Raw genomic sequence first — 19,600 nt, forward strand, 5'->3', positions numbered from 1 at the left:
AGCGGAACGCACGAACCTGTAAGCCTTGCTCTTTTCTCGAGCCGAATCTACCCACGGACGTGGATAGCTCAGACGACCGTCACCGGGACGGATAATCGGCGGGCGACGGCTTCCACGACGTGCGACTCGAACAGTCGACTCACGCCGGTGGCGGCGTCGTCGCCGACGATCACGCGATCGACGTCGTGTTCGTCGACGTACCGATCGACGACGCGCGGCGGATCGCCCGCCTCGCGAGCCGTGAAGAGGCGACGGTCCTGCTCGAGCGCGCGCTTTCGGGCCTGGAGAAGCGTCGAATCCGATTCGCGTTCGGCGGATTCGCTCCTCGCCCCACCGCGCTCGTCGCGGAGCGCGATCCGATCGGCGTCGCGGTGTCGCTCCACCGGTTCGAACACGCGGAGGACAGTGATCCTGCCGTCGGTGAACGCCGAGAGCGCGTACTCGAGCGCCTCGCGGCCCGACGCCGAATCGTCGTAGAGGACGAGGACGTGTTCGGCCATGACTCACGTTTCGAGGGGACGCACAAAAGAATGGTCGTTGCTACAGCGCGCGGTTTGGTGGCGCGGGGCGAACGGAACCGCCTCGAGCCCGTCAGGCGTAGAACAGCGGGGGTCGCCGCTCGCCGCCGTGCTCGTCCTCGGGCAGGTGCGCCTCGAGCGCCTCCAGCCCGGCGTTCCCGAGTAACTGATCGAGGACGTCGACGGCCGCGTGGCGGTGGAGCGGCTGGTTGTCGTTGCCGCACTGCTCGTCCATCACGCAGGCCGGGCAGCCGCCGACGAGACCGCAGTCGCAGCCCGCGACGTGATCCCGGGCGCGCTTTGCTACCGCTTCGAAGTTCTCGTAGATCGCCCGGGCGAAGCCAAGCCCGCCCTCGACGCCGTCGTAGATGAACCAGCCGCTCTTCGGCTCGCGCTCGAGGTCGTTCGCGATGGCGCGGACGGTCGCCTCGGCGGCGGCCACGTTCTCGGGCGTCCGACCCGAATTTCGCGCCGCCTCGTCCTCCTCGGAAGCGACCGCCCGCTCGAGGTGGGAGTCGATCGTCAGCGTCGCCAGCCCGCCGAGGTCGCGCTTGTCGACCATCAACTCGAGCGGGGCGACGCCGATGGTGGCGTGCTCGGCGGCGTGGAGGCCGCCCGCGTAGCCGAGGTGAGCCGTCTCGGCCAGTCCCGAATCCAGGTCGGGGATCGAGAAGTCGCGGTACTTCTCGACGAGCGCCGTCTCGACGTAGTCGGGCACCTCGAGCCAGCACAGCTGGGTGTCCATCGACAGCGGCGGATTGTCGGTCGGAATCGCCTGCGCTTTCCGTTTGCCCCCGTGAACCTCGACCTCGTCGTAGGTGCCGTGGTAGACCAGCACCCGCCCGCGGCCGAAGTGGAGCGTGAAGTCGCCGATCTCGCGCGACTCCTCCGAGACGGCGTCGAGCACCGTCACGTCCGTCCGGGTGGTCGTGTAGTAGTCGACGTCCGTCGGCCGTACCGTCACCGTGGGCCGGGGCGAGTCGTGGTCGACCGCCGTCACCTCGTACTGCTGGCCCTCGTGCAACCTGACGGCGCCCTCGTGGAAGTCCCGGAGGACGCGTTCCCGGGCGAGCGGCTGCATCTCAGGATCGTAGCCGTCGTCGAATCCGTCCTCGAGGACGACCTCGTACTCCTCGCCCGCGGTGGCGTACAGCGAGATCGAGGACTGGGGCCGCGGCGGGCCGGCGTAGGAGACGCCCGTCTCGAGGTGGCCCGTCAACTGGCCGGCGCGGCGCCACATCTCGATCGCCCGCTCGAGGCGCTCGCGCTCGGCGAACGTCCCGCAGTCGGACTCGTCGAGGGCGAGTTCGTCGGCCGCACAGCGGACGTGCTGGGCGAAAACGGCGTCGTTGCTGGTGTCGACGACCGCGTCCTCGACGTCGTTCTCGAGCAGGTAGTCCGGGTCGTTCACCACGTACTGGTCGAGCGTCCGGTGTTCGGCGACGAGCACAGAGAGGGCGCGCCTCGTCCCCCGTCCGGCCCGACCGATCTGCTGCCAGAACGACTGGCGCTGGCCAGGGTAGCCCAGCTGGACCGTGGCGTCCATCTCGCCGACGTTGATCCCCAGCTCGAGGGCGTTCGTCGACGCCACGCCGTCGAGCAGGCCGTTTTTCAGCCGGTGTTCGGTGCCGTGGCGCTTCTTCCGCGAGTGACCCGCGTGGTACGGCTCGATCGCGCTCGCACGGTCGGGGTTCGCGTAGTACCGCCGGCGATCCTGGCGGTGTCTGGAGGCGCGTTTGACCGAGAGTTCGGCGAGCTTCCTCGAGGGCGTAAACAGGAGCGTCTGTGCGTCGTGGTAAGCGAGGTGCGAGAGGAGCCTCGGGGCCTCGACCGTGGCCGGAACGCGCTCGACGACGGCCTGTTCCGACGCCGCTTCCGACCCGTCGGAGCCGTCCGAATCGGTCTCGAGGTCGGGGTGGTCCGAATCCTCGCGCGCCCGGGGCGGCGGATTCCAGAGCACGAGATCCCGGGGCCCCTGCGGCGAGCCGTCCTCGTCGACGACGGCGATGGACTCGTCGATCAGCGCCTCGGAGTGTTCGCCCGGATTTCCGATCGTCGCGCTCGTGAGCACGAACTGCGGATCCGCGCCGTAGTAGGCGAGCACGCGCTTCAGCCGGCGGAGGATCCACGCGACGTGCATCCCGTGGACGCCCGTGTACGTGTGGGACTCGTCGATCACGACGAGGTCGCACGCCGAGAGGAATCGCGCCCAGCGGTCGTGGTCGTGCAGGTAGGTGTTCACCCCCGCGAAGTTCGAGATGATCACGTCCGCTTCCTCCCGAATCTTCCGCCGCTCGGTGCCGCGCTCCGTGTCGCCGTCGTAGACCCGCACCGAGACCTCGAGTCCGAGGTCGTCGAAGAAGTCGTTCAACTCCCGCTCCTGATCCCTGGAGAGCGCCTTCGTCGGGTAGAGGACGTACGCCGTCGACTCCTCACCCCGCTCCCGGGCCTCGAGAACGTTCCTGGCGATCTGGAGCGCGTATATCCGGGTCTTCCCCGACGACGTGCTCGTGGCGACGCAGACGTTCTCGTCCCGCGCGAGCGCGCAGAGCGCGTCGGCCTGGTGAGAGTAGAGGTCGTGCTCGAGCGGGCCGGCGAGTTCCGGCCGCAGAACGGCCTCGTTCGGCACCGTGGAGGCCGACCGTCCGGGAAGCTCGAGGACGGCCACGTCCTCCGGGTCGCGGTAGCCGGGGAACGAGTCGAGCAGTTCCTCGCCCGTGACGGGGATCGCCCCGTCTTCGTCGCTCACCGCCTCGACGCCCACCGCGTCGTTCGGGTCGTCCCGACGCTCCCGAGTCATTCGAAATCACCCAGGCCGGCCTGCTCGCTTCCCGTCGGATCGGCCGTTCTCGTCCGGTCCGACGCGTCCGATCGACTCGAGTCCCCCGCGTCCGCCGCGCTTCGAGTAGCCGAATCCGAGTCCGATCGCGACGTCGAACGGGATTTCGCGTCGGGAGAGTCGGACTGCGAGGACGTCGCACTCGGTAGCTGCACCGACCCGGACGCGCGCGGCGCCCCGCGAAGGCGTTCGTACACGTGCCAGAGCGCCCGGCAGTCGTCCTCGCAGTAGGCCTCGTGGCGTCCCCAGTCGAGTTTCACGCCCGTACGCACGAACCGCTGGTAGGCCGCGGCCGTCCGCGCACCGTCGAGGCCGGTGTCTGCGTCCTCGTAGCCGAGCGCGCTCGCGACGTCCTCGAGTTTGTTCGTCCGTCCCGGGAGGAGCGCGTTCCCGTCGCTGACGGCCCAGAGGTAGAGATCGAGCTTAGGGATCGACTCCCACTCCTCGGCGTAGAAGGGGACGTGGCGGTTGACGAACGCACCGAGGTGGCGGTAGTCGAACCCCCAGCCGTTCCACGTGAGCAGCGCCCGGTCTGGGTGGATCCCCAGCAGCCAGTCGCAGAAGGCCTCGAGCACCGAGCCCGGATCGGACGGGTCCTCCTTCTCGACGAAGGCGCGGTAGGAGTCGCTCTCGGAATCGTAGACGCCGACCTGCCAGATGATCGTCGGCGAGAGCCCGTCCGTCTCGACGTCGAGACACAGCGGCGGACGCGGCCAGTTCTCCCCAGGAAGCGGATCGTCGGTGAGTCGGCGGGGCTCGCCCGTCTCGAGGACCTCCGCGTGAACACCCATCTTCCGCGCGCGTTCGCGTCCGATTCCCGGGACGTCGGTCAACCTCGACGGCGGCGTCTCGAGGAGGTCCTCCCGCGTCGAAACGCCGCGTTCGCCCAGTCGGCGGGCCGTCTTCGGCCCGATTCCGGTGACGGCCTCCAGACCGAACGAGCCCGGATCGTGCGTCTCAGTTCGCTCGACGCCGGCGGAACCCAGGTCGAGCGCGACGATCGACTCGGCGTTGCCGTAGCGTTCGACGGGTCCGGCACCCTGAACGCGGACGGCGACTCGATTTCCGCCGCCCGATTCGGCTTCGTCGTCCGATTCAGCTTCTTCGTCCGATCCCGTTTCGTCGGTCGATCCCGTTTCGTCGGTCGATCCCGTTTCGTCGGTCGATTCCAACTCGTTCGCGACGACCGGATCGTGCTCGACGTCGAGCACGGCCCCGGTGTCCGCCTCGAGGTACCACCGCTCGTCGTATCCCGCCGGCAGCCTCCCCGTGAGGACCGTCGCCCGCCGATCGGCCGGCAGCGCCGTCGCCAGCGCGGCGGCGCCCTCGAGCGTCGTCTCGAGGACGGTCGGCCGGACGCTCGTCGCGACGTCCTCGCAAACGATGGTCGGCGATTCGGGGTCGGCGTCACGGATCGCGCTCGAGACCGCGTCGGAGTCCGCCTCGAGCGCGATCGCCCCCGAGCTCACGAACACGTCGTGACCCTCGAGGTCGTATCTTCGGAAGGGGTCGTCGTCCAGTCCCCTCTCGAGCGGCGGGTGGAAGACCGGCGCGTCGAACAGCTGTCGAGCCCTGGCGTAGGCTCGCGGCTCGCGGGAGGGGCCGAGCACCCAGACGCCGTCGGGGTCGACGGTCGCCTCGACGTCGCGGAGCGTCGCCACCGGGTGGTCGACGATCGCCGACGGCGGGAGGGCGAGGACTCGAGCGCGACCGGCGCGTTCGCTCATCGGTCGCCGAGATGCGCGGCACCGACAAAGGCGTTTGGAGGGCAGGGCGAAAGTGAACGCGACGGAGAGGTACCTCGATCGACCTGAGCCGGCGGTTCGCCGTCGGGTTCGCGGCGCTGACCTTTTCGACGGGATACCACCCGGGTTGGAGTCGATTCTGAGGTAGCTCTCTTGCGCCCTCGCCTGCCCCAGTATCGGCGTGGCTGCGGTGCGTATCCGGTAATACCTGCAGGATGGCGAGGGACGACCGATTCGGAGGACGGAGGCGTCCCTATCCAAGCGGGTGCAGGCACCACCGGCTTCTCCCGGTGGGCCGGAGTCGCGAACATGAACCCAACGTTCACTCGAGACGACGTCGACAAACCCGTCGAGAACGCGACCGGCGACGTGATCGGCGTCGTTACCGAGGTCGAGTCCGACACGGCCCACGTCGAGCCGAACTCCGGCGTGATGGACTCGCTCCGGGCCGTCCTGGGCTGGGACCGGGCACACCACGACACCGTGGTCGTCCACGAGGATTCGGTCAGCGAGATCACGAGCACCGTCATCCGCCTCGAGGGCGGCCCGTACGAGGAAACGGAGGGTATTGCGGTCGACGGCCAATCCGAAACGGCCGGAACCGATCGAAGCGCCGACCGCGAGACGGACGGGAAACAGACCGACTCGACCGCCGAACTCGAACCCACTCGAGAGACGGAGTTCGACGACGCCGCCAATCGCGACGAGCGGACGGGGAGCGATCCGGTCGCCAACGCCGACGCCGACGAAAAACCGGCGGCGGATTTCGATTCGGACGAGTCGACCGACGCCGAGGACCTCCACCCCGGCCAGATGGCCGACCCGTCCGGGGAACTCGACACGGGCGAGGGGGAGACGATCGAACGGGCCGCCGACGCGGACTCCTCGAGCGAGTTCGACGCCGACGACTCGAGCCCCGACGAGGCCAACGCTCACCACGGAACGGATCAGCGTTCCGACGACGAGTCGAATTCCCCCGGCGGCGCCGAGGGCGTCTCCGACGTGGACGTGAACGTGGTCGAGGAGATGAACTACGGGGACGATGTCGATCCGACCGAGGAGAGCGGGGCCGAAATCACGGACGAGAGGGACTCCGACTCCGACGCCACTGCCCACCATGAGGTGGGCGATGGGCGGGAGCAATCCGGCGGGATTCCGGTCGACGACGAGGCGGTCGAACCGCGGGAGATGGACTTGCTCGAAGAACAGGAGCACGGCATCGGCGCCGATTCGGTGGACGACGCCGAGCTCGACGAGCTCGAAGGCGATCGGCCGAGCGACGAGCGCGAGGAGGCCGACCGCTACGACCTCGAGGACGTCGACGTGCGGTCCCTCGAGGAACTGGAGGAACTGGATGCGATCGAGGGGCCGGACGGATCGCGCGGCGCCCACCCGGTCGAAGATGTCGGGGACGATGAATACCCCGCCGACGAACTGGGCCTCGGACCGGACGCGGAGACGCTCGAGGAAGTCGCCGGGGCGGACGCAGAGTCCGGCGACGATGCGACCGGACCTGGCCCCGGGATTGCGGACAGTAAACCGGAGACCGAGGAGATGGACCTCGTCGACGAACTCGATCGGGGAACCGACGTCGAATCGCTCGAGGAGCGTTCCTCCCGGCCGGAGGCCGAACGCCCATCGAATGCGACGAGCGAGTCGGAGGCGGAGACCGAGATTCCGATCACGATCGGTCCAGACTCCGTCGCCGGCACGCGAAAGCCGGCCGAGTCGGAGGGAAGCCAGGGGCCACAGGACATCGTCGGCCGGATCGTCTCTGGCTCGGAGACCGAGGTCGGCTCGGGACCCGAACGGCGTTCGGAGCAATCCGATCGACGTGCGGGAGACTCCTCGAGAACGCCGATCGCCGCGATGTTCGACGTCCAGCGAACCGCGATCACGGAGGGACAGCGGGCGTTCGAACGCACCCTCGCCGCCCAACAAACGCTGACGCTGCGCTCGCTCGAGACGATGCGGACGGCAACAGAGCGCTACTTCGACGGACTCGCACGGATGGGCGGCGTCGGCGCGTCGGGAGGGCGTGATCGGACGGCCAAGAGGCGGGGACCTCGGGTTGGAGAGTCGACCGGTCGAGACGACCGCGTCCGAGAACTGGAGGACCGTCTCGACCGCCAGACGGAGGTCCTCGAGGAGATTCGCGACCACCTCCGAGACGACTCCGGGTCCGGGCGGTTCGACCCCTCGGATATCACGAGGGAGGAAGGCCAGCGCCCGCTCGAGGGATTCGAGGAAGCCGAGGACTGAGACCGAAGCTGGGATCGACGGCTCGCCGTATCGGGACGGCGCGCCGACCCGCCGCTCAGTACCAGGCGCCGCCGGACGAGACGTTGATGTCCTGGCCCGTTGTGTGCCGACCTTCCGGACCCGCGAGGTGGACGGCGAGGGCGGCGATCTCCTCCGGTTCGATCAGCTCCCGTATCGCGAGGCTCGAGCGCACCTCATCCTTCACCACCTCTGGCTCAACACCTCGCTCCTCGGCCTGACGTTCGAACACCCGTTCGATGCGCTCGCCGGCGACCGGACCCGGACAGATCGCGTTGGCCGTCACGCCGTCGTCGCCGAACTCGTAGGCGAGCGTGCGCGTCAGCCCGATCACGCCCATCTTCGAGGCGGCGTACGGCCCCCGGTTCGGGTACGGCCGCTTGCCGCCGATCGAGGAGAGGTTGACGATGCTCCCCCGCTCCGCCTCCCGGAGGTGGGGCGCGGCCGCCTTCACCGCGCGGGCGATGCCGACGACGTTCACGTCGAGCGTCTCGAGCCACTCGTCCTCCTCGATCCCCTCGACGGGCGCCGTCGGCCCCGCGATCCCGGCGTTGTTGACGAGGCAGGTGAGTTCGCCGAAGGTCTCGACCGTTTCCTCGATCGCGTCGGTCACGGAGTCGGAATCGGTGACGTCCGTCTCGACCGCGAGCGTCCGCTCGGGCGCGTCGATCAGGTCGGCGGTTTCGTAGATCCCCTCGCCACGGGCGGCGAGCGCGACGTTCGCGCCCTCCTCGGCGAACGCGATCGCGATCTCCCGTCCGATTCCCCGACTGGCGCCCGTCACGAATGCAGTGCAATCCGATAGCATGACTCACGAATTACGACGGCGTCGGTAAAGTCGCTTCGTCCGGTTCGGCCCTCGGTCCGGTGCCCGTCGTGACAGGTTCCGGATAGTGCGTTATTATGGTCGTCCGGTCGCTACCGTTCGACCAATGCGACAGTATCTGGACCTCGTCGACGCGGTCCTCTCGAGCGGGACCTACAAGCCGAACCGGACCGGCGTCGACACCGTCTCGTCGTTCAGTCAGCACTACGCGATCGACCTGTCGAAGGGGTACCCGCTGCTGACGACCAAGAAGATGGACGGCTACCGCTGGAACTCGATGCTCCACGAGGTCTGCTGGTACCTCTCCGGGGAGGAGCACATCCGAACCCTGCGCGAGGAGACCAAGATCTGGGACGCCTGGTCCGACGAGGAGGGACGGCTCGACACCGCCTACGGCCGCTTCTGGCGACGGTACCCGGTTCCCGACGAGGGAGCCCGACTCGAGGGCGAGTCCTGGCCCGACGGGGCCCACCGCTGGGTCACCGAGGAGGACGACGGCCGGAAGACGTTCGATCAGTTGCAGTACGTTATCGACACCCTCTCCGATTCGCCGAACTCCCGACGTCTCGTGGTCAACGCCTGGCACCCGGCGAACGCGGCCGTCTCGACGCTCCCGCCCTGTCACTACACCTTCGTCTTCAACGTCCAGGGCGACCGACTGAACTGCCACCTCACCCAGCGCTCGGGCGACGTCGCACTCGGCGTCCCGTTCAACATCGCCGCCTACGCGCTCCTGACCGAGGTCGTCGCCCGGCAAACCGGATTCGAACCCGGCACGTTCGCCCACACCGTCGTCGACGCCCACGTCTACTGCGGAACGGGCGAGCGCGGCGCGTGGTACGCGGAGAACCTCGAGTCCCTGCAGACCCGCCTCGCAGAGGTCGACCCCGAGGAGGACCGGGAGGCTTACCGCGACGTGAAGGCCTGGCTCGAGTCCGAGGCCCCCGCCGAAGCCGAGGGCGAAGAACGCCTCGATCACGTCCCCGGCCTCCTCGAGCAACTCTCGCGCGAACCCCTCGAGCGCCCGACGCTCTCCGTCGCGGACGTCTCGATCGACGAACTCTCGTTCGAGGACGTCGAACTCCAGGGGTACGAGTCCCACGAGGGAATCGAGTTCGCGGTGGCCGAGTGAGGATGCCGACCGACGCCGACTCCGAGTCGGACGCCGACGCCGCGGCCGGGGCGGGATCCGCGGCCGACCTCGAAGCCGAGTCCGCCGCCGACCTCGAGACCGACCGCGAACTCGTCGCCATCGTGGCGGTAGCCGAGAACGGCGTCATCGGGCGAGACGGCGAGATGCCCTGGCACCTCCCGGAGGACCTGGCGCACTTCAAGGAGACGACGACGGACCACCCGGTGATCATGGGTCGGGTCACGTACGAGGGGATCCTCGAGACCCTCGGCGAACCGCTCCCGGGCCGGACGACCGTGGTTCTGACGAGTCGGGACCTCGAGCCGCCGGAATCGGGTGCCGAGCGCGTCCGCGCCGCGAACGGCCTCGAGGAGGCGCTCGAGGCGGCAGAACGGGCCGCGGACGAGCGCCACGGCGGAGCCGATCGGATCTTCGTAGCCGGCGGCGCGACCGTCTACGAGCAGTTCCTCCCGGCGCTGGACCGACTCGTCGTCACGGAGATCCGCGACGAACCCGAGGGCGATACGCGCTTTCCGGAGTGGGATCGCGACGAGTGGACGGAGGTCTCGAGGGACGAACGCGACGGCTTCGCGTTCCTCGAGTACGTTCGTCGAACCTGAGCGGGTTCGCCCTCAGAACGCGTCGGCCGAGGTGAATGCGTCCTCTCGGAGGTCGCCGATCCGCGTGCACGTGTCTTTTCCCCGAGCCGACCCTAGGGGCGAGTATGACCGCATCCGACGCCGACCCCACCCGGCGCAACCGGCTCGACGAGGAGGAGAGCCCGTACCTGCGCCAGCACGCGGACAACCCCGTCAACTGGCAGCCGTGGGACGAGGCGGCCCTCGAGGCCGCGAGGGAACGCGACGTCCCCATCTTCCTCTCGATCGGCTACTCGGCGTGCCACTGGTGTCACGTCATGGAGGAGGAGAGCTTCGCCGACGAGGCGGTCGCCGAGGTGCTGAACGAGAACTTCGTTCCCATCAAGGTCGATCGCGAGGAGCGCCCGGACGTGGACAGCGTCTACATGACCGTCTGCCAGCTCGTCACCGGTCGAGGCGGCTGGCCGCTGTCGGCGTGGCTCACGCCCGACGGCGACCCGTTCTTCGTCGGGACGTACTTCCCCAGGGAGGGACGACAGGGCCAGCCGGGCTTTCTCGACCTCTGCGAGCGGATCAGCGACTCCTGGGAGAGCGACGAGGACCGCGCGGAGATGGAGGATCGGTCCGAGAAGTGGACCCGAGCCGCGAAGCGGCAACTCGAGGAGACTCCCGACCGGGCAGCGGTGGGCGGCGGCGAACCGCCCTCGAGCGAACTGCTCGCCGAAGCGGCCCGCGCGGCCGGTCGGAGCGCCGACCGCGAGTACGGCGGCTTCGGTTCGAGCGGGCCGAAGTTCCCCCAGACCGGTCGCCTCCACGTCCTCGCGCGGATGTACGACCGAACGGGACAGGAGCAGTTCGTGGACGTGCTCGTCGAGACGCTCGACGCCATGGCGAACGGCGGCCTCTACGACCACGTCGGCGGCGGCTTCCACCGCTACTGCGTCGACCGGGACTGGACGGTCCCCCACTTCGAGAAGATGCTCTACGACAACGCGGAGATTCCGCGGGCGTTCCTCGCCGGCTACCGACTGACGGGCGACCAGCGGTACGCCGAGGTCGTCCGCGAGACGCTCGCGTTCGTCTCCCGCGAACTGACCCACGAAGAGGGAGGCTTCTTCAGCACGCTCGACGCGCAGAGCGAGACGAAGACCGGCGAGCGCGAGGAAGGCGAGTTCTACGTCTGGATACCCGAGGAGGTGAGCGCCGTCCTCGACGAGGAGGACGCCGCGCTGTTCTGCGCCCGGTACGGGATCACCGACGAGGGGAACTTCGAGGGCGCGACCGTCCTGAACGTCGAGACCTCGATTCCGAACCTCGCCGAGCGGTTCGACCTCGAGGAGGCGACCGTCGAGGAACGGCTCACCGACGCCCGCGAACGGCTGTTCGAGTCCCGGGAGGAGCGACCGCGGCCGAACCGGGACGAGAAGGTGCTCGCGGGCTGGAACGGGCTGATGATCTCCGCGTTCGCCGAGGCCTCAATCGTACTGGGTGAGGCGGGCGGGCGGTACGCGAGGGCGGCCGTCGACGCCATCGCGTTCGTCCGCGAGCGCCTGTGGGATCCCGAGGCCGGCGGGGACGGACTGGGACGGCTCAACCGCAGATTCAAGGACGGGGACGTGGCCGTCGACGGCTACCTCGAGGACTACGCGTTCCTCGCCCGCGGCGCCCTCGACTGCTACCAGGCCACGGGCGAGGTGGACCACCTCGCGTTCGCCCTCGACCTCGCACGCGTGATCGAGGCGGAGTTCTGGGACGAGGAGCGGGGAACGCTCTACTTCACGCCCGAGAGCGGCGAGTCGCTGGTCACCCGCCCGCAGGAACTCGGCGACCAGTCGACCCCCTCCGCGACCGGGGTCGCCGTCCACGCCCTCCTGTCGCTCGACGAGTTCGCCGACGAGGAGTTCGAATCGATCGCCCGAACCGTCCTCGAGACCCACGCGAACAACCTCGAGAGCAACCCCCTCGAGCACGCGACGCTCTGTCTCGCCGCCGACCGTCTCGCGTCCGGCGCGCTCGAAGTGACGGTTGCGGCCGACGGGGGCGAAATGCCCGCCGAGTGGCGCGGCCGATTCGGCGAGGCGTACCTCCCCGATCGGCTGTTCGCACCTCGGCCGCCGACGGCGGCTGATCTCGAGCCGTGGCTCGAGGCGCTGGGCATAGAGGAGGCGCCGCCGATCTGGGCCGGCCGCGAGGCGCGCGACGGCGTACCGACGCTCTACGTCTGCCGGAATCGGACGTGCTCACCGCCGACCCACGACGTCGACGAGGCGCTCGAGTGGGCGACGACGGACGTCGGCGACGACGAGGACGAAGCGACCGAGAGTCCGTTCTGACGCGTCCGGATCCGGCGCCCGTCACGGGTTCCCTCTGCCGTCAACCCGGAGGTCGGAGATCGGACGCAGAAACGGATGGTCGCGAGCGCGTTACAGTTCCTCCTCGAGGCGCTGGGCCAGCCAGATCGCCGGCGGCAGGTTCTCCTGCTCGACGAATCGGACGACCTCCTCGCTCTCGTCTCCGTCGGCACCGGCGGTCGCTCGTTCGACCACGATCGTCGGTATGTACTCGATGTCGTACGCCTCGACGCCCGGCCCCTGCTTGTCCTCGTCGAGCGCGTACTCCTCGATGCGCTCTTCGGGGACCTCCGCGGCCTCGAGCGCGGCGCCGAAGTCGGGAAGCAGAGCGCGACAGTCCTTGCACCAGTCGCCGCCCCAGACCTTGTAGACGAGTTCGTCGTTGTGCGCTTCGAGGACGTCGACCGCGTCCTCGTAGGAGGCCGCGTCCCACGTCGGGTTCGGCCGCATGGTTTCGAGACTCATGCCTCGAGGTTGCAGGGCCGGCCGCTTAACGGCCGCGTTTTCGGCAGCGATGACGGTCGGAGACGAGCCCGACGTCGCGATCCCCCGCGCCGTCGTCCGGTTTCGAGACCCCTTTAGGCCGGGCCGCCCTGGACTCGAGCGGCGGCCGAGGCTGCCGGTGGTGATCGAGACCTATGGACGACGGCGGGGACGCACCCCTGAACGACGAATTCCGGGGCGACGAACCGGAGGTGGCGGGCGAGGAGTCGCGACGACTGCCGGCGCCGTCGGGATCGAACGACGGCGAGAATCCCAGTACTGGGATCGAATCGGAACCGGAATCGAAACCCCAACCGGTGACCTTCGATCGGGAGGGGATCCGCGCGGGGTTCGTCACCTGCCTCCCGGTGGCGATCGGGGTCGGCGGCTACGGCGTCGCCTTCGGCGTGCTCGCCGGCCAGGCCGGGCTGAGCGTGGCCGAGGCGGGGCTCATGAGCGCGCTCGTCGTCGCGGGGGCTTCCCAGATCGTCGCCGTCGAACTCTGGGCCGATCCGATTCCGATCGCGACGATCCTCCTCACCGTCTTCGCCATCAACCTGCGCTACTCGCTGATGGGCGCGGCGTTGCAGCCGTGGTTTCGCCACCTCACGGCGAAGCAGGCTTACGGCAGCCTGTTCCTGATGGCCGACGAGAACTGGGCGCTGACGATGCGCGAACTCAAGACCGGGAGCGGACGCGGCGCGTTCCTGTTCGGCACCGGGATCGCCATCTGGCTCTTCTGGGTCGGCTCGACGATCCTCGGCGTCGCGGCGGGCGGACTCGTCGGCGATCCCGCCACCTACGGCTTCGACTTCATCCTCGCGGCCGTCTTCGTCGCGCTCGCGGTCGACCTCTGGGAGGGGCCGTCGACGATCCTCCCCTGGGCGGTCGCCCTCGCCACCTCGATCGTCGCCGCTGACCAGCTCCCCGGCCGGTGGTACATCCTGCTCGGCGGCCTGGCGGCCGCGCTGGTGGAGGTGATCCGCTATGACGGGTGACGTCGGGTCGACGGTCGGCCCCGCGATCCTCGAGTCGCTCCCCCTCGGGCAGACGGTTTCGGACGGGCTCTCCCTCGATCCCCTCGTCGTCGCGGTCATCCTCGGGATGGCCGTCGTCACCTACCTCACGAAGATCGGCGGCCTCTGGATTCTGAGCCGCGTGGAGGTGAGCGAGCGTCTCGAGGCGGGCCTCTCCGTGCTTCCCGGTGCCATCGTGATAGCCATCCTCGGTCCGGAACTCGCCGAGGGCGGCCCGGCGGAGTGGGGTGCTGCGGGACTCGTGGTGCTGATCATGTGGCGGACGGAGAACATCCTGCTCGCCCTCGTCGCCGGCGTCGTCAGCGTCGTGCTCTTTCGCGCGGTGCTCCACTAGTCGACCCCGGCGCACGCTGCGCGGAATCCGTGGTGGACCGGCGAGAATCGGGTCGCCGCGTTTGCGTCGAACGCCTGCTCCGAACCGGCGTTCACTCCCCATTTCTGCTATATGGTAACTAATAACGCACTCGGTGACGTAGCTAGGTCGGTGACCGACGACGATGACGCTGGCGAGCATTCCGCGGTACGACGGTGATCGGGTGGGTGACCGGAGGGGGCGCGCGGTGGTGGTCGGCGCCAGCATCGCCGGGATGTTGTCCGCCCGAGTGCTCGCGGACGCGTTCGAGGAGGTCACGGTGCTCGATCGCGATTCGCTCCCCGACGAACCGGCGCCGCGACGCGGCGTCCCGCAGGGGAATCACCCGCACTCGCTCTGGGAGAGCGGCCGGGCCACGATCGAAGATCTCCTCCCGGGGTTCAGCGAGGACCTCCGCGGCGCCGGCAGCGTGACGTCGGAACTCGGGGCCGACTTCAAGATCTACTTGCAGGGGGATTTCCTGGCCCCCGGCACCGAGCGCCACGTGATGTACTTCGCCACGCGCTCGCTGTTCGAACACCTGATTCGCCGGCGCTTCCTCGAGGACGAGCGAATCCGCCTTCGTCCGCGCTGTCGGCTCGTCGAGTACCTCGTCGACGACGACGAATCGGCCGTGACGGGAGCGATGATCCGGAACCAGGAGCACGAACGCGAGGTGCTCGAGGCGGACCTCGTCGTCGACGCCACCGGTCGAACGAGTCGGACGCCGGCCTGGCTGGACGCACACGGTTACGAGTCGCCGACCCTCGACGAGATCCGCATCGACCTGGGGTACGGGTCGACCTTCCTCGACCGCCCGCCGGACGACGCTCGGGCGTTCGCCGTGGACGCGGAGGCGCCGAACACCCGCGGGGCGTTCGTGTTCCCCGTCGAGGGTGACCGCTGGATCTTCAACCTCAACGGCGTGCACGGGGACCGCCCGCCGACGGACGTCGAGGGCTACGCGGCGTTCGCCGCGAACCTGCCTATCCCGGACGTCTCCGAACTGTTCGACGAGCACTCGACGGGGTCCGAGGAAATCGTCAGTTATCCGTTCCCGTCCAACCGCCGATACCGGTACGAGGACCTGGAGCGGTTCCCCGGGGGCCTGCTCGTCGTCGGCGACGCCATCGCGAGCTACAACCCGACCAACGGCCAGGGCATATCGGTGGCGGCCCTCCAGGCGGTGACGCTGCACCACGCGCTCGCCTCGGGGGACCGCGCGGATCTCGCCCGACGGTTCTTCGACCGGGCCGGAGCGGTCGTCGACGTCGCGTGGGACCTGACGGTCGGCGGGGACCTGGCGTTCCCCCAGACCGAGGGTCCAAGGCCCAGGGGAACGACCGCCTTCAACTGGTACCTCGACCGCATGCTTCGCCGCGCCCACACCGACGGGCGCGTCGCCGACGCCGCGTTTCGGGTCTTCTCGTTGCAACGGCCGCCGTCCGACCTGTTCCGACCGCGAGTCGTCTGGCGCGTGCTCGGTCCCGCTCCCTTCGCGAGAGAAGCCCGGCCGCGGAAACCGCCCCGCCGCCGAGCCGCGTGAGGCCGTCGTGGGCCCGGCCCGGCGAACGGGACCCGTCACACCCATCGGATCGGTTCGCTCGAGGTGCGCGCCCGTACCCAGCGACCGCCGTCGTGGCGAGGTCACCCTATCGCGAGCACCGGCACGGTCTGCCGACGTCCGCCACGGCTTTCAGTCTCGACTCCCTAAGCGTTTCCAATGAAGGGAAGCATCCTGGACACGATCGGTTCGCCGCTCGTCCAGGTTGACTCGCCGGAGGGGGTCACGGTCGCGGCCAAGATCGAGTCGTTCAACCCCGGCGGGTCGGCCAAGGACCGGCCGGCCCTCGAGATGGTGCGGACGGCCGAGCGCGACGGCCTGATCGAACCCGGGGATCGGCTCGTCGAACCGACCAGCGGCAACACGGGCATCGGCCTCGCGCTCGTCTGCGCCGCCCGCGGCTACGACCTCACGATCGTCATGCCCGCCGACAAGTCCGTCGAGCGTCAGCGGATCATGGCCGCCTACGGCGCCGACCTCGAACTCGTCGAAGGGAACATGGAGGACGCCAGGGCGCGCGCGGACGAACTCGAGGCCGAGGGCGCCGTGCAACTGGGTCAGTTCGAGAACCCGGCGAACCCGGAGGCCCACTACCGGACGACCGGCGAGGAGATCGTCGAGCAGGTCGGCGACCGCGAGGTCGACGTCTTCGTCGCCGGCGTCGGCACGGGCGGGACGCTCTCCGGGGTCGGTCGACGGCTCCGCGAGGAGTTTCCGGACGTCGAGATCGTCGCGGTCGAACCGGCACGAAACGCCGTCCTCTCGACGGGCGAACCCGGCGACGACGACTTCCAGGGGATGGGGCCCGGTTTCGTCAGCGACAACCTCGACCTCGACCTCGTCGACCGCGTCGAAACGGTGACACTCGAGGACGCCGAGGCGGAGTGTCGCAGGCTCGCCCGTGAGGAGGGGCTCCTCGTCGGGCAGTCGAGCGGCGCGACGAGCCTCGTCTCCCAGAAACTCGCGGCAGAGGTCGCCGAACCCGACCTGAACTGTCCGGAGGTTCCGGACGGCTTCGACGACGGATCGCTGGCGTCGCCGGAGACCGACGGCGGTCGCGCCGTCGACGACTGCCCGCTCGTCGTGACCGTCTTCTGGGACAGCGGCGAGCGGTACCTCTCGACGGGACTGTTCGACTGACGGGACCCTCTCCCGGCCCGGATTCATCCGTTTTCCGACCGACCCTCGGTATTATTTCAACCGGTGAGGTACGTCCCCGGTACGATGATACGGTCCTCGAGACGACGGGTGCTTTCCGCGACGGCCGGGCTGGTGGGCCTGGGGGCGCTCGCGGGGTGTCTCGTGGGCGGTCGATCCGACGGCCCGGCGGACGAGGGGGAGAACGGACGAACGGACGGCGACGACGGACCCGGTGAGTCAGACGTCGCTTCGCTCGCGTTTCGCCGGTCGACGCCGGTCGAGCCGAACGCCGCGTTCCTCCTCGAGCGTGCGGAGGCGACCGAGTGGCTCGACGAGCGCGGCTATCCGGTCGACGATGGCTCCGCCGACGGCGACTCGACGGCAGAGAACGGGGACGCGAGTGCGAACGATACTGGAGACGGGGACGGGGACGGGGACGGGGATGGGGGCGGGGACGGGGAGGCGGACGCGGATCGCGTGGTCGCCTTCCTCGAGGAAACCGACTTCGAGGCGGCCGCGATCGTCGCGCTCGAGGCCGACGCGCCGACGCCGTGTCACGAACTCGCGCTCGAGGAGGCGACGTACGAGGACGGCTCGTTCGAAGCGGAGGCCGTCGTCACGGACGAAGATCACGGGGGAGACCCGTGCGCCGCCCAGACGGTCACGGTCGGACGTCTCGTCCGCGTCACGCTCGAGGATCCGTCCGAGGTCGCCCTGTCGGTGACGATCGTCGATTCCGGTGGCGGACAGCACACGTTCCAGAAGACGCTGGTCAGCGACGAAGGGAGCGCGAGTACGAGCACGAGTAGCAGCAGCAAGAGTAGCAGCACCAGTACCAGCACCAGTTCGGTCGATGCGTCGTCGGAGAGCGAAACGTCCGTCGAGAGCGACGCGAGCGTCTCGACGAGCGGATGACCCCCGTAGCGGGGAAGAACGTCGTTACCGGTACGCCGGTTCGTTCCCGGAGAGGTACGATCGCACGACGTCGGTGAACTCCGTCGGTCGTTCGCGGGGGACCCAGTGACCGCACTTCCTGAGCACGACCAGTTCGGCCTCCGGCATCAGCGTACTGGCCCGCTTCGACCACTCGACGGGCACGAGGGGGTCGTCGATTCCGTGAACGAGGAGCGTGGGGACCGACAGCGACGGGAGTTCGTCCGTGAAGTCCGTCCGCACGCGACCGCTGGGGGAGATCTCGTTGCGCTGGAACTCCTCGAACGCCCGTCCCGCGCCGGGTGCGCTCGCCCGCGAGCGGAAGTCCCGGACGAAGTCGTCCGCGATCGCCTCGGCGTCCGAGACGACGGCCCCGAGGGCGAGTCGGGCGGTTCCGTCGGAGGTGCTCATGGCCGCCCACCCGAGCGAGTTCGCGCCGGGGAGGTGCGCCGCGGTCTTCCAGAGCTTCCCTCGGGGGAGCCAGTCGCCCAGCCCGTAGCTGTCGACGAGGACGAGGCGGTCGACCCGATCGGGGTTTGCGAGCGAGAAGCCGATCGACACGCCGCCGCCCATCGAGATGCCGACGAGCGAGACGCGCTCGAGGCCGAGTTCGTCGAGGAAGGCCTCGAGCGTCTCGACGTAGCCGTCGATCGAGTGGTCGAAGCCGGTGCCGTCCTCGCTGTCGCCGTAGCCGGGCCAGTCGGGGGCGTACACCCGGTAGTCGTCCCCCAGCGCCTCGATCGCGTGGCGCCACGAGAGCGTCGAATCGTCGACGCCGCCGCCGTGGAGCAGGACGACGGGCGGACCCTCCGAACCCGCCCGGCGGTAGACGACCCTCGAGTCGCCGATGGTGACGATGCCGGTTCCGCCGACGCCGGGTGCGCGATCGGATCCGCTCTCGTCGCGTCCTCCGACGCCGGTACCGGCGCCGGGGTCGACGTCGGTGCCGGCGCCGTGCCCGTCGAATTCGATCTCGTCGGGGTCGATCATGGCGAGAATTCCCCTTCCGTGACGCGAACGACGAGCGTGTCGTCGACCTCCCGGAGGTCGTACTCCGGAAGCTCGCCGTCCGTCCGGCGGGCGTAGAGCGGCTCGACCAGCCGCTTTCGGCGAACCGCCGAGGAACCGGCGGTAGCGGGTGAGGGGGAGGCGTCCGAGTCGGCCTCGTCGTCGGGCCGAGCCGCCCCGTCGTCGCCAGCGGCGCCCGCATCGTCTGCGGACGCGACGTCCGAACCGTCCGCGGAGTCGGCGCTCGAGTCGTCCGCGGAGGCGGCGTTCGGTCCGCCCGGGAGTTCGTCGGGCCAGACCGCCTCGACGCCGTAGATCTTGCAGTACTCGACGGTCTCCTCGGGTTCGACGTCTCCGTTTCGCAGGGCTTCGGCGAGCGGGCGCGAGAGCCACTCCTCGTCGCTGACGCTCGGCTCCTGGACGATCGCCTCGTCGACGAACCGCGTGATGTACCACTGGAGATCGTTGAGGAACGAGACGGCGGCCCCGACGCTCACGGTGCGAACCGCCAGGGAGTTCTCGAACGGCCGCTCGAGGTCGTAGGTCGCCAGGGCCTCTCGAGAGGTCTCCCGGGAGAGCAGTTCGTACTGGAGGTTGCAGTCTGACTCGCCGAGCAGACAGACCCGGGTCACTGTGAGGGTGTGGGTGCGACGACGTAATGATCGTTTCGACACTCCACCGCATTCATCGAAGTAGAGACTGGCCACGTTCACGATCCTGGCCCTAACCTGCGATGGCCGACACATGGCTCTCGGCCTGCACCAGTGCGGACATCACGTCGAAACGGGTCGGT

The 19,600-nt window shown here is 69.2% G+C and carries 16 protein-coding genes; 9 read left to right on the forward strand and 7 right to left on the reverse strand.

What is annotated here, in order from left to right; all coding sequences use genetic code 11:
- Positions 1-68: 68 nt before the first annotated feature.
- From RJT68_RS07675 to RJT68_RS07685, 3 genes are all read right to left on the reverse strand, one after another.
- Entirely contained in the window at positions 69-500 is a 432-nt protein-coding gene (locus RJT68_RS07675) for a universal stress protein (RefSeq protein ID WP_407039774.1), read from the reverse strand.
- A 91-nt stretch (positions 501-591) separates the two neighbouring features.
- Positions 592-3,318 carry a DEAD/DEAH box helicase gene (locus RJT68_RS07680; RefSeq protein ID WP_407039775.1) on the reverse strand — a complete coding sequence of 909 codons (2,727 nt, stop codon included), beginning with the start codon at positions 3,316-3,318 and terminating at the stop codon, positions 592-594.
- A complete protein-coding gene (locus RJT68_RS07685; protein WP_407039776.1) occupies positions 3,315-5,084 on the reverse strand; it encodes a ribonuclease H-like domain-containing protein in 1,770 nt (589 codons plus the stop codon). The genes RJT68_RS07680 and RJT68_RS07685 overlap by 4 nt, the downstream gene beginning before the upstream one ends.
- Before the next feature lie 327 nt (positions 5,085-5,411).
- Here RJT68_RS07685 and RJT68_RS07690 point away from each other — a divergent pair, with 327 nt between their 5' ends.
- On the forward strand, positions 5,412-7,364 hold the full coding sequence (locus RJT68_RS07690; protein WP_407039777.1) for a hypothetical protein: 1,953 nt from the start codon (positions 5,412-5,414) through the stop codon (positions 7,362-7,364).
- A gap of 55 nt (positions 7,365-7,419) precedes the next feature.
- Here the strand turns inward: RJT68_RS07690 and RJT68_RS07695 are convergent, their stop codons facing one another.
- Positions 7,420-8,190, reverse strand: coding sequence for an SDR family NAD(P)-dependent oxidoreductase (locus tag RJT68_RS07695; protein WP_407039778.1), 771 nt, complete (start codon positions 8,188-8,190; stop codon positions 7,420-7,422).
- A gap of 124 nt (positions 8,191-8,314) precedes the next feature.
- On the opposite strand from RJT68_RS07695, the gene thyA reads away from it, so the two are divergent.
- From thyA to RJT68_RS07710, 3 genes are all read left to right on the forward strand, one after another.
- Positions 8,315-9,340, forward strand: coding sequence for a thymidylate synthase (gene thyA, locus RJT68_RS07700; RefSeq protein ID WP_407039779.1), 1,026 nt, complete (start codon positions 8,315-8,317; stop codon positions 9,338-9,340).
- Positions 9,341-9,342: 2 nt separating this feature from the next.
- On the forward strand, positions 9,343-9,960 hold the full coding sequence (locus RJT68_RS07705) for a dihydrofolate reductase (protein WP_407039780.1): 618 nt from the start codon (positions 9,343-9,345) through the stop codon (positions 9,958-9,960).
- Positions 9,961-10,064: 104 nt separating this feature from the next.
- A complete protein-coding gene (locus RJT68_RS07710) occupies positions 10,065-12,272 on the forward strand; it encodes a thioredoxin domain-containing protein (RefSeq protein ID WP_407039781.1) in 2,208 nt (735 codons plus the stop codon).
- 90 nt (positions 12,273-12,362) lie between these two features.
- Here the strand turns inward: RJT68_RS07710 and RJT68_RS07715 are convergent, their stop codons facing one another.
- Positions 12,363-12,755 carry a thioredoxin domain-containing protein gene (locus tag RJT68_RS07715; RefSeq protein WP_407039782.1) on the reverse strand — a complete coding sequence of 131 codons (393 nt, stop codon included), beginning with the start codon at positions 12,753-12,755 and terminating at the stop codon, positions 12,363-12,365.
- Between the two features lie 173 nt (positions 12,756-12,928).
- Here RJT68_RS07715 and RJT68_RS07720 point away from each other — a divergent pair, with 173 nt between their 5' ends.
- The 5 genes from RJT68_RS07720 to RJT68_RS07740 all read left to right on the forward strand — a co-directional run bounded on the left by RJT68_RS07720 (position 12,929) and on the right by RJT68_RS07740 (position 17,781).
- Complete coding sequence (locus tag RJT68_RS07720; RefSeq protein WP_407039783.1) at positions 12,929-13,771, forward strand: AzlC family ABC transporter permease; 843 nt, start codon at positions 12,929-12,931, stop codon at positions 13,769-13,771.
- Positions 13,761-14,144: an AzlD family protein gene (locus RJT68_RS07725; RefSeq protein ID WP_407039784.1), complete on the forward strand. Its 384-nt coding sequence runs from the start codon at positions 13,761-13,763 to the stop codon at positions 14,142-14,144. Before RJT68_RS07720 ends, RJT68_RS07725 begins: the two co-directional genes overlap by 11 nt.
- A 163-nt stretch (positions 14,145-14,307) precedes the next feature.
- Positions 14,308-15,708 carry an NAD(P)/FAD-dependent oxidoreductase gene (locus tag RJT68_RS07730; RefSeq protein ID WP_407039785.1) on the forward strand — a complete coding sequence of 467 codons (1,401 nt, stop codon included), beginning with the start codon at positions 14,308-14,310 and terminating at the stop codon, positions 15,706-15,708.
- Between the two features lie 177 nt (positions 15,709-15,885).
- On the forward strand, positions 15,886-16,866 hold the full coding sequence (locus RJT68_RS07735; RefSeq protein WP_407039786.1) for a PLP-dependent cysteine synthase family protein: 981 nt from the start codon (positions 15,886-15,888) through the stop codon (positions 16,864-16,866).
- Between the two features lie 84 nt (positions 16,867-16,950).
- A complete protein-coding gene (locus RJT68_RS07740; protein ID WP_407039787.1) occupies positions 16,951-17,781 on the forward strand; it encodes a hypothetical protein in 831 nt (276 codons plus the stop codon).
- Positions 17,782-17,805: 24 nt separating this feature from the next.
- Here RJT68_RS07740 and RJT68_RS07745 read toward each other — a convergent pair whose 3' ends face one another.
- Positions 17,806-18,789 carry an alpha/beta fold hydrolase gene (locus RJT68_RS07745; RefSeq protein ID WP_407039788.1) on the reverse strand — a complete coding sequence of 328 codons (984 nt, stop codon included), beginning with the start codon at positions 18,787-18,789 and terminating at the stop codon, positions 17,806-17,808.
- Positions 18,786-19,439: a DUF5804 family protein gene (locus tag RJT68_RS07750; protein WP_407039789.1), complete on the reverse strand. Its 654-nt coding sequence runs from the start codon at positions 19,437-19,439 to the stop codon at positions 18,786-18,788. Before RJT68_RS07750 ends, RJT68_RS07745 begins: the two co-directional genes overlap by 4 nt.
- Positions 19,440-19,600 lie beyond the last annotated feature (161 nt).

It is taken from the genome of Halovalidus salilacus, assembly GCF_031852275.1.
GTDB classification, from domain to species: domain Archaea; phylum Halobacteriota; class Halobacteria; order Halobacteriales; family Natrialbaceae; genus Halovalidus; species Halovalidus salilacus.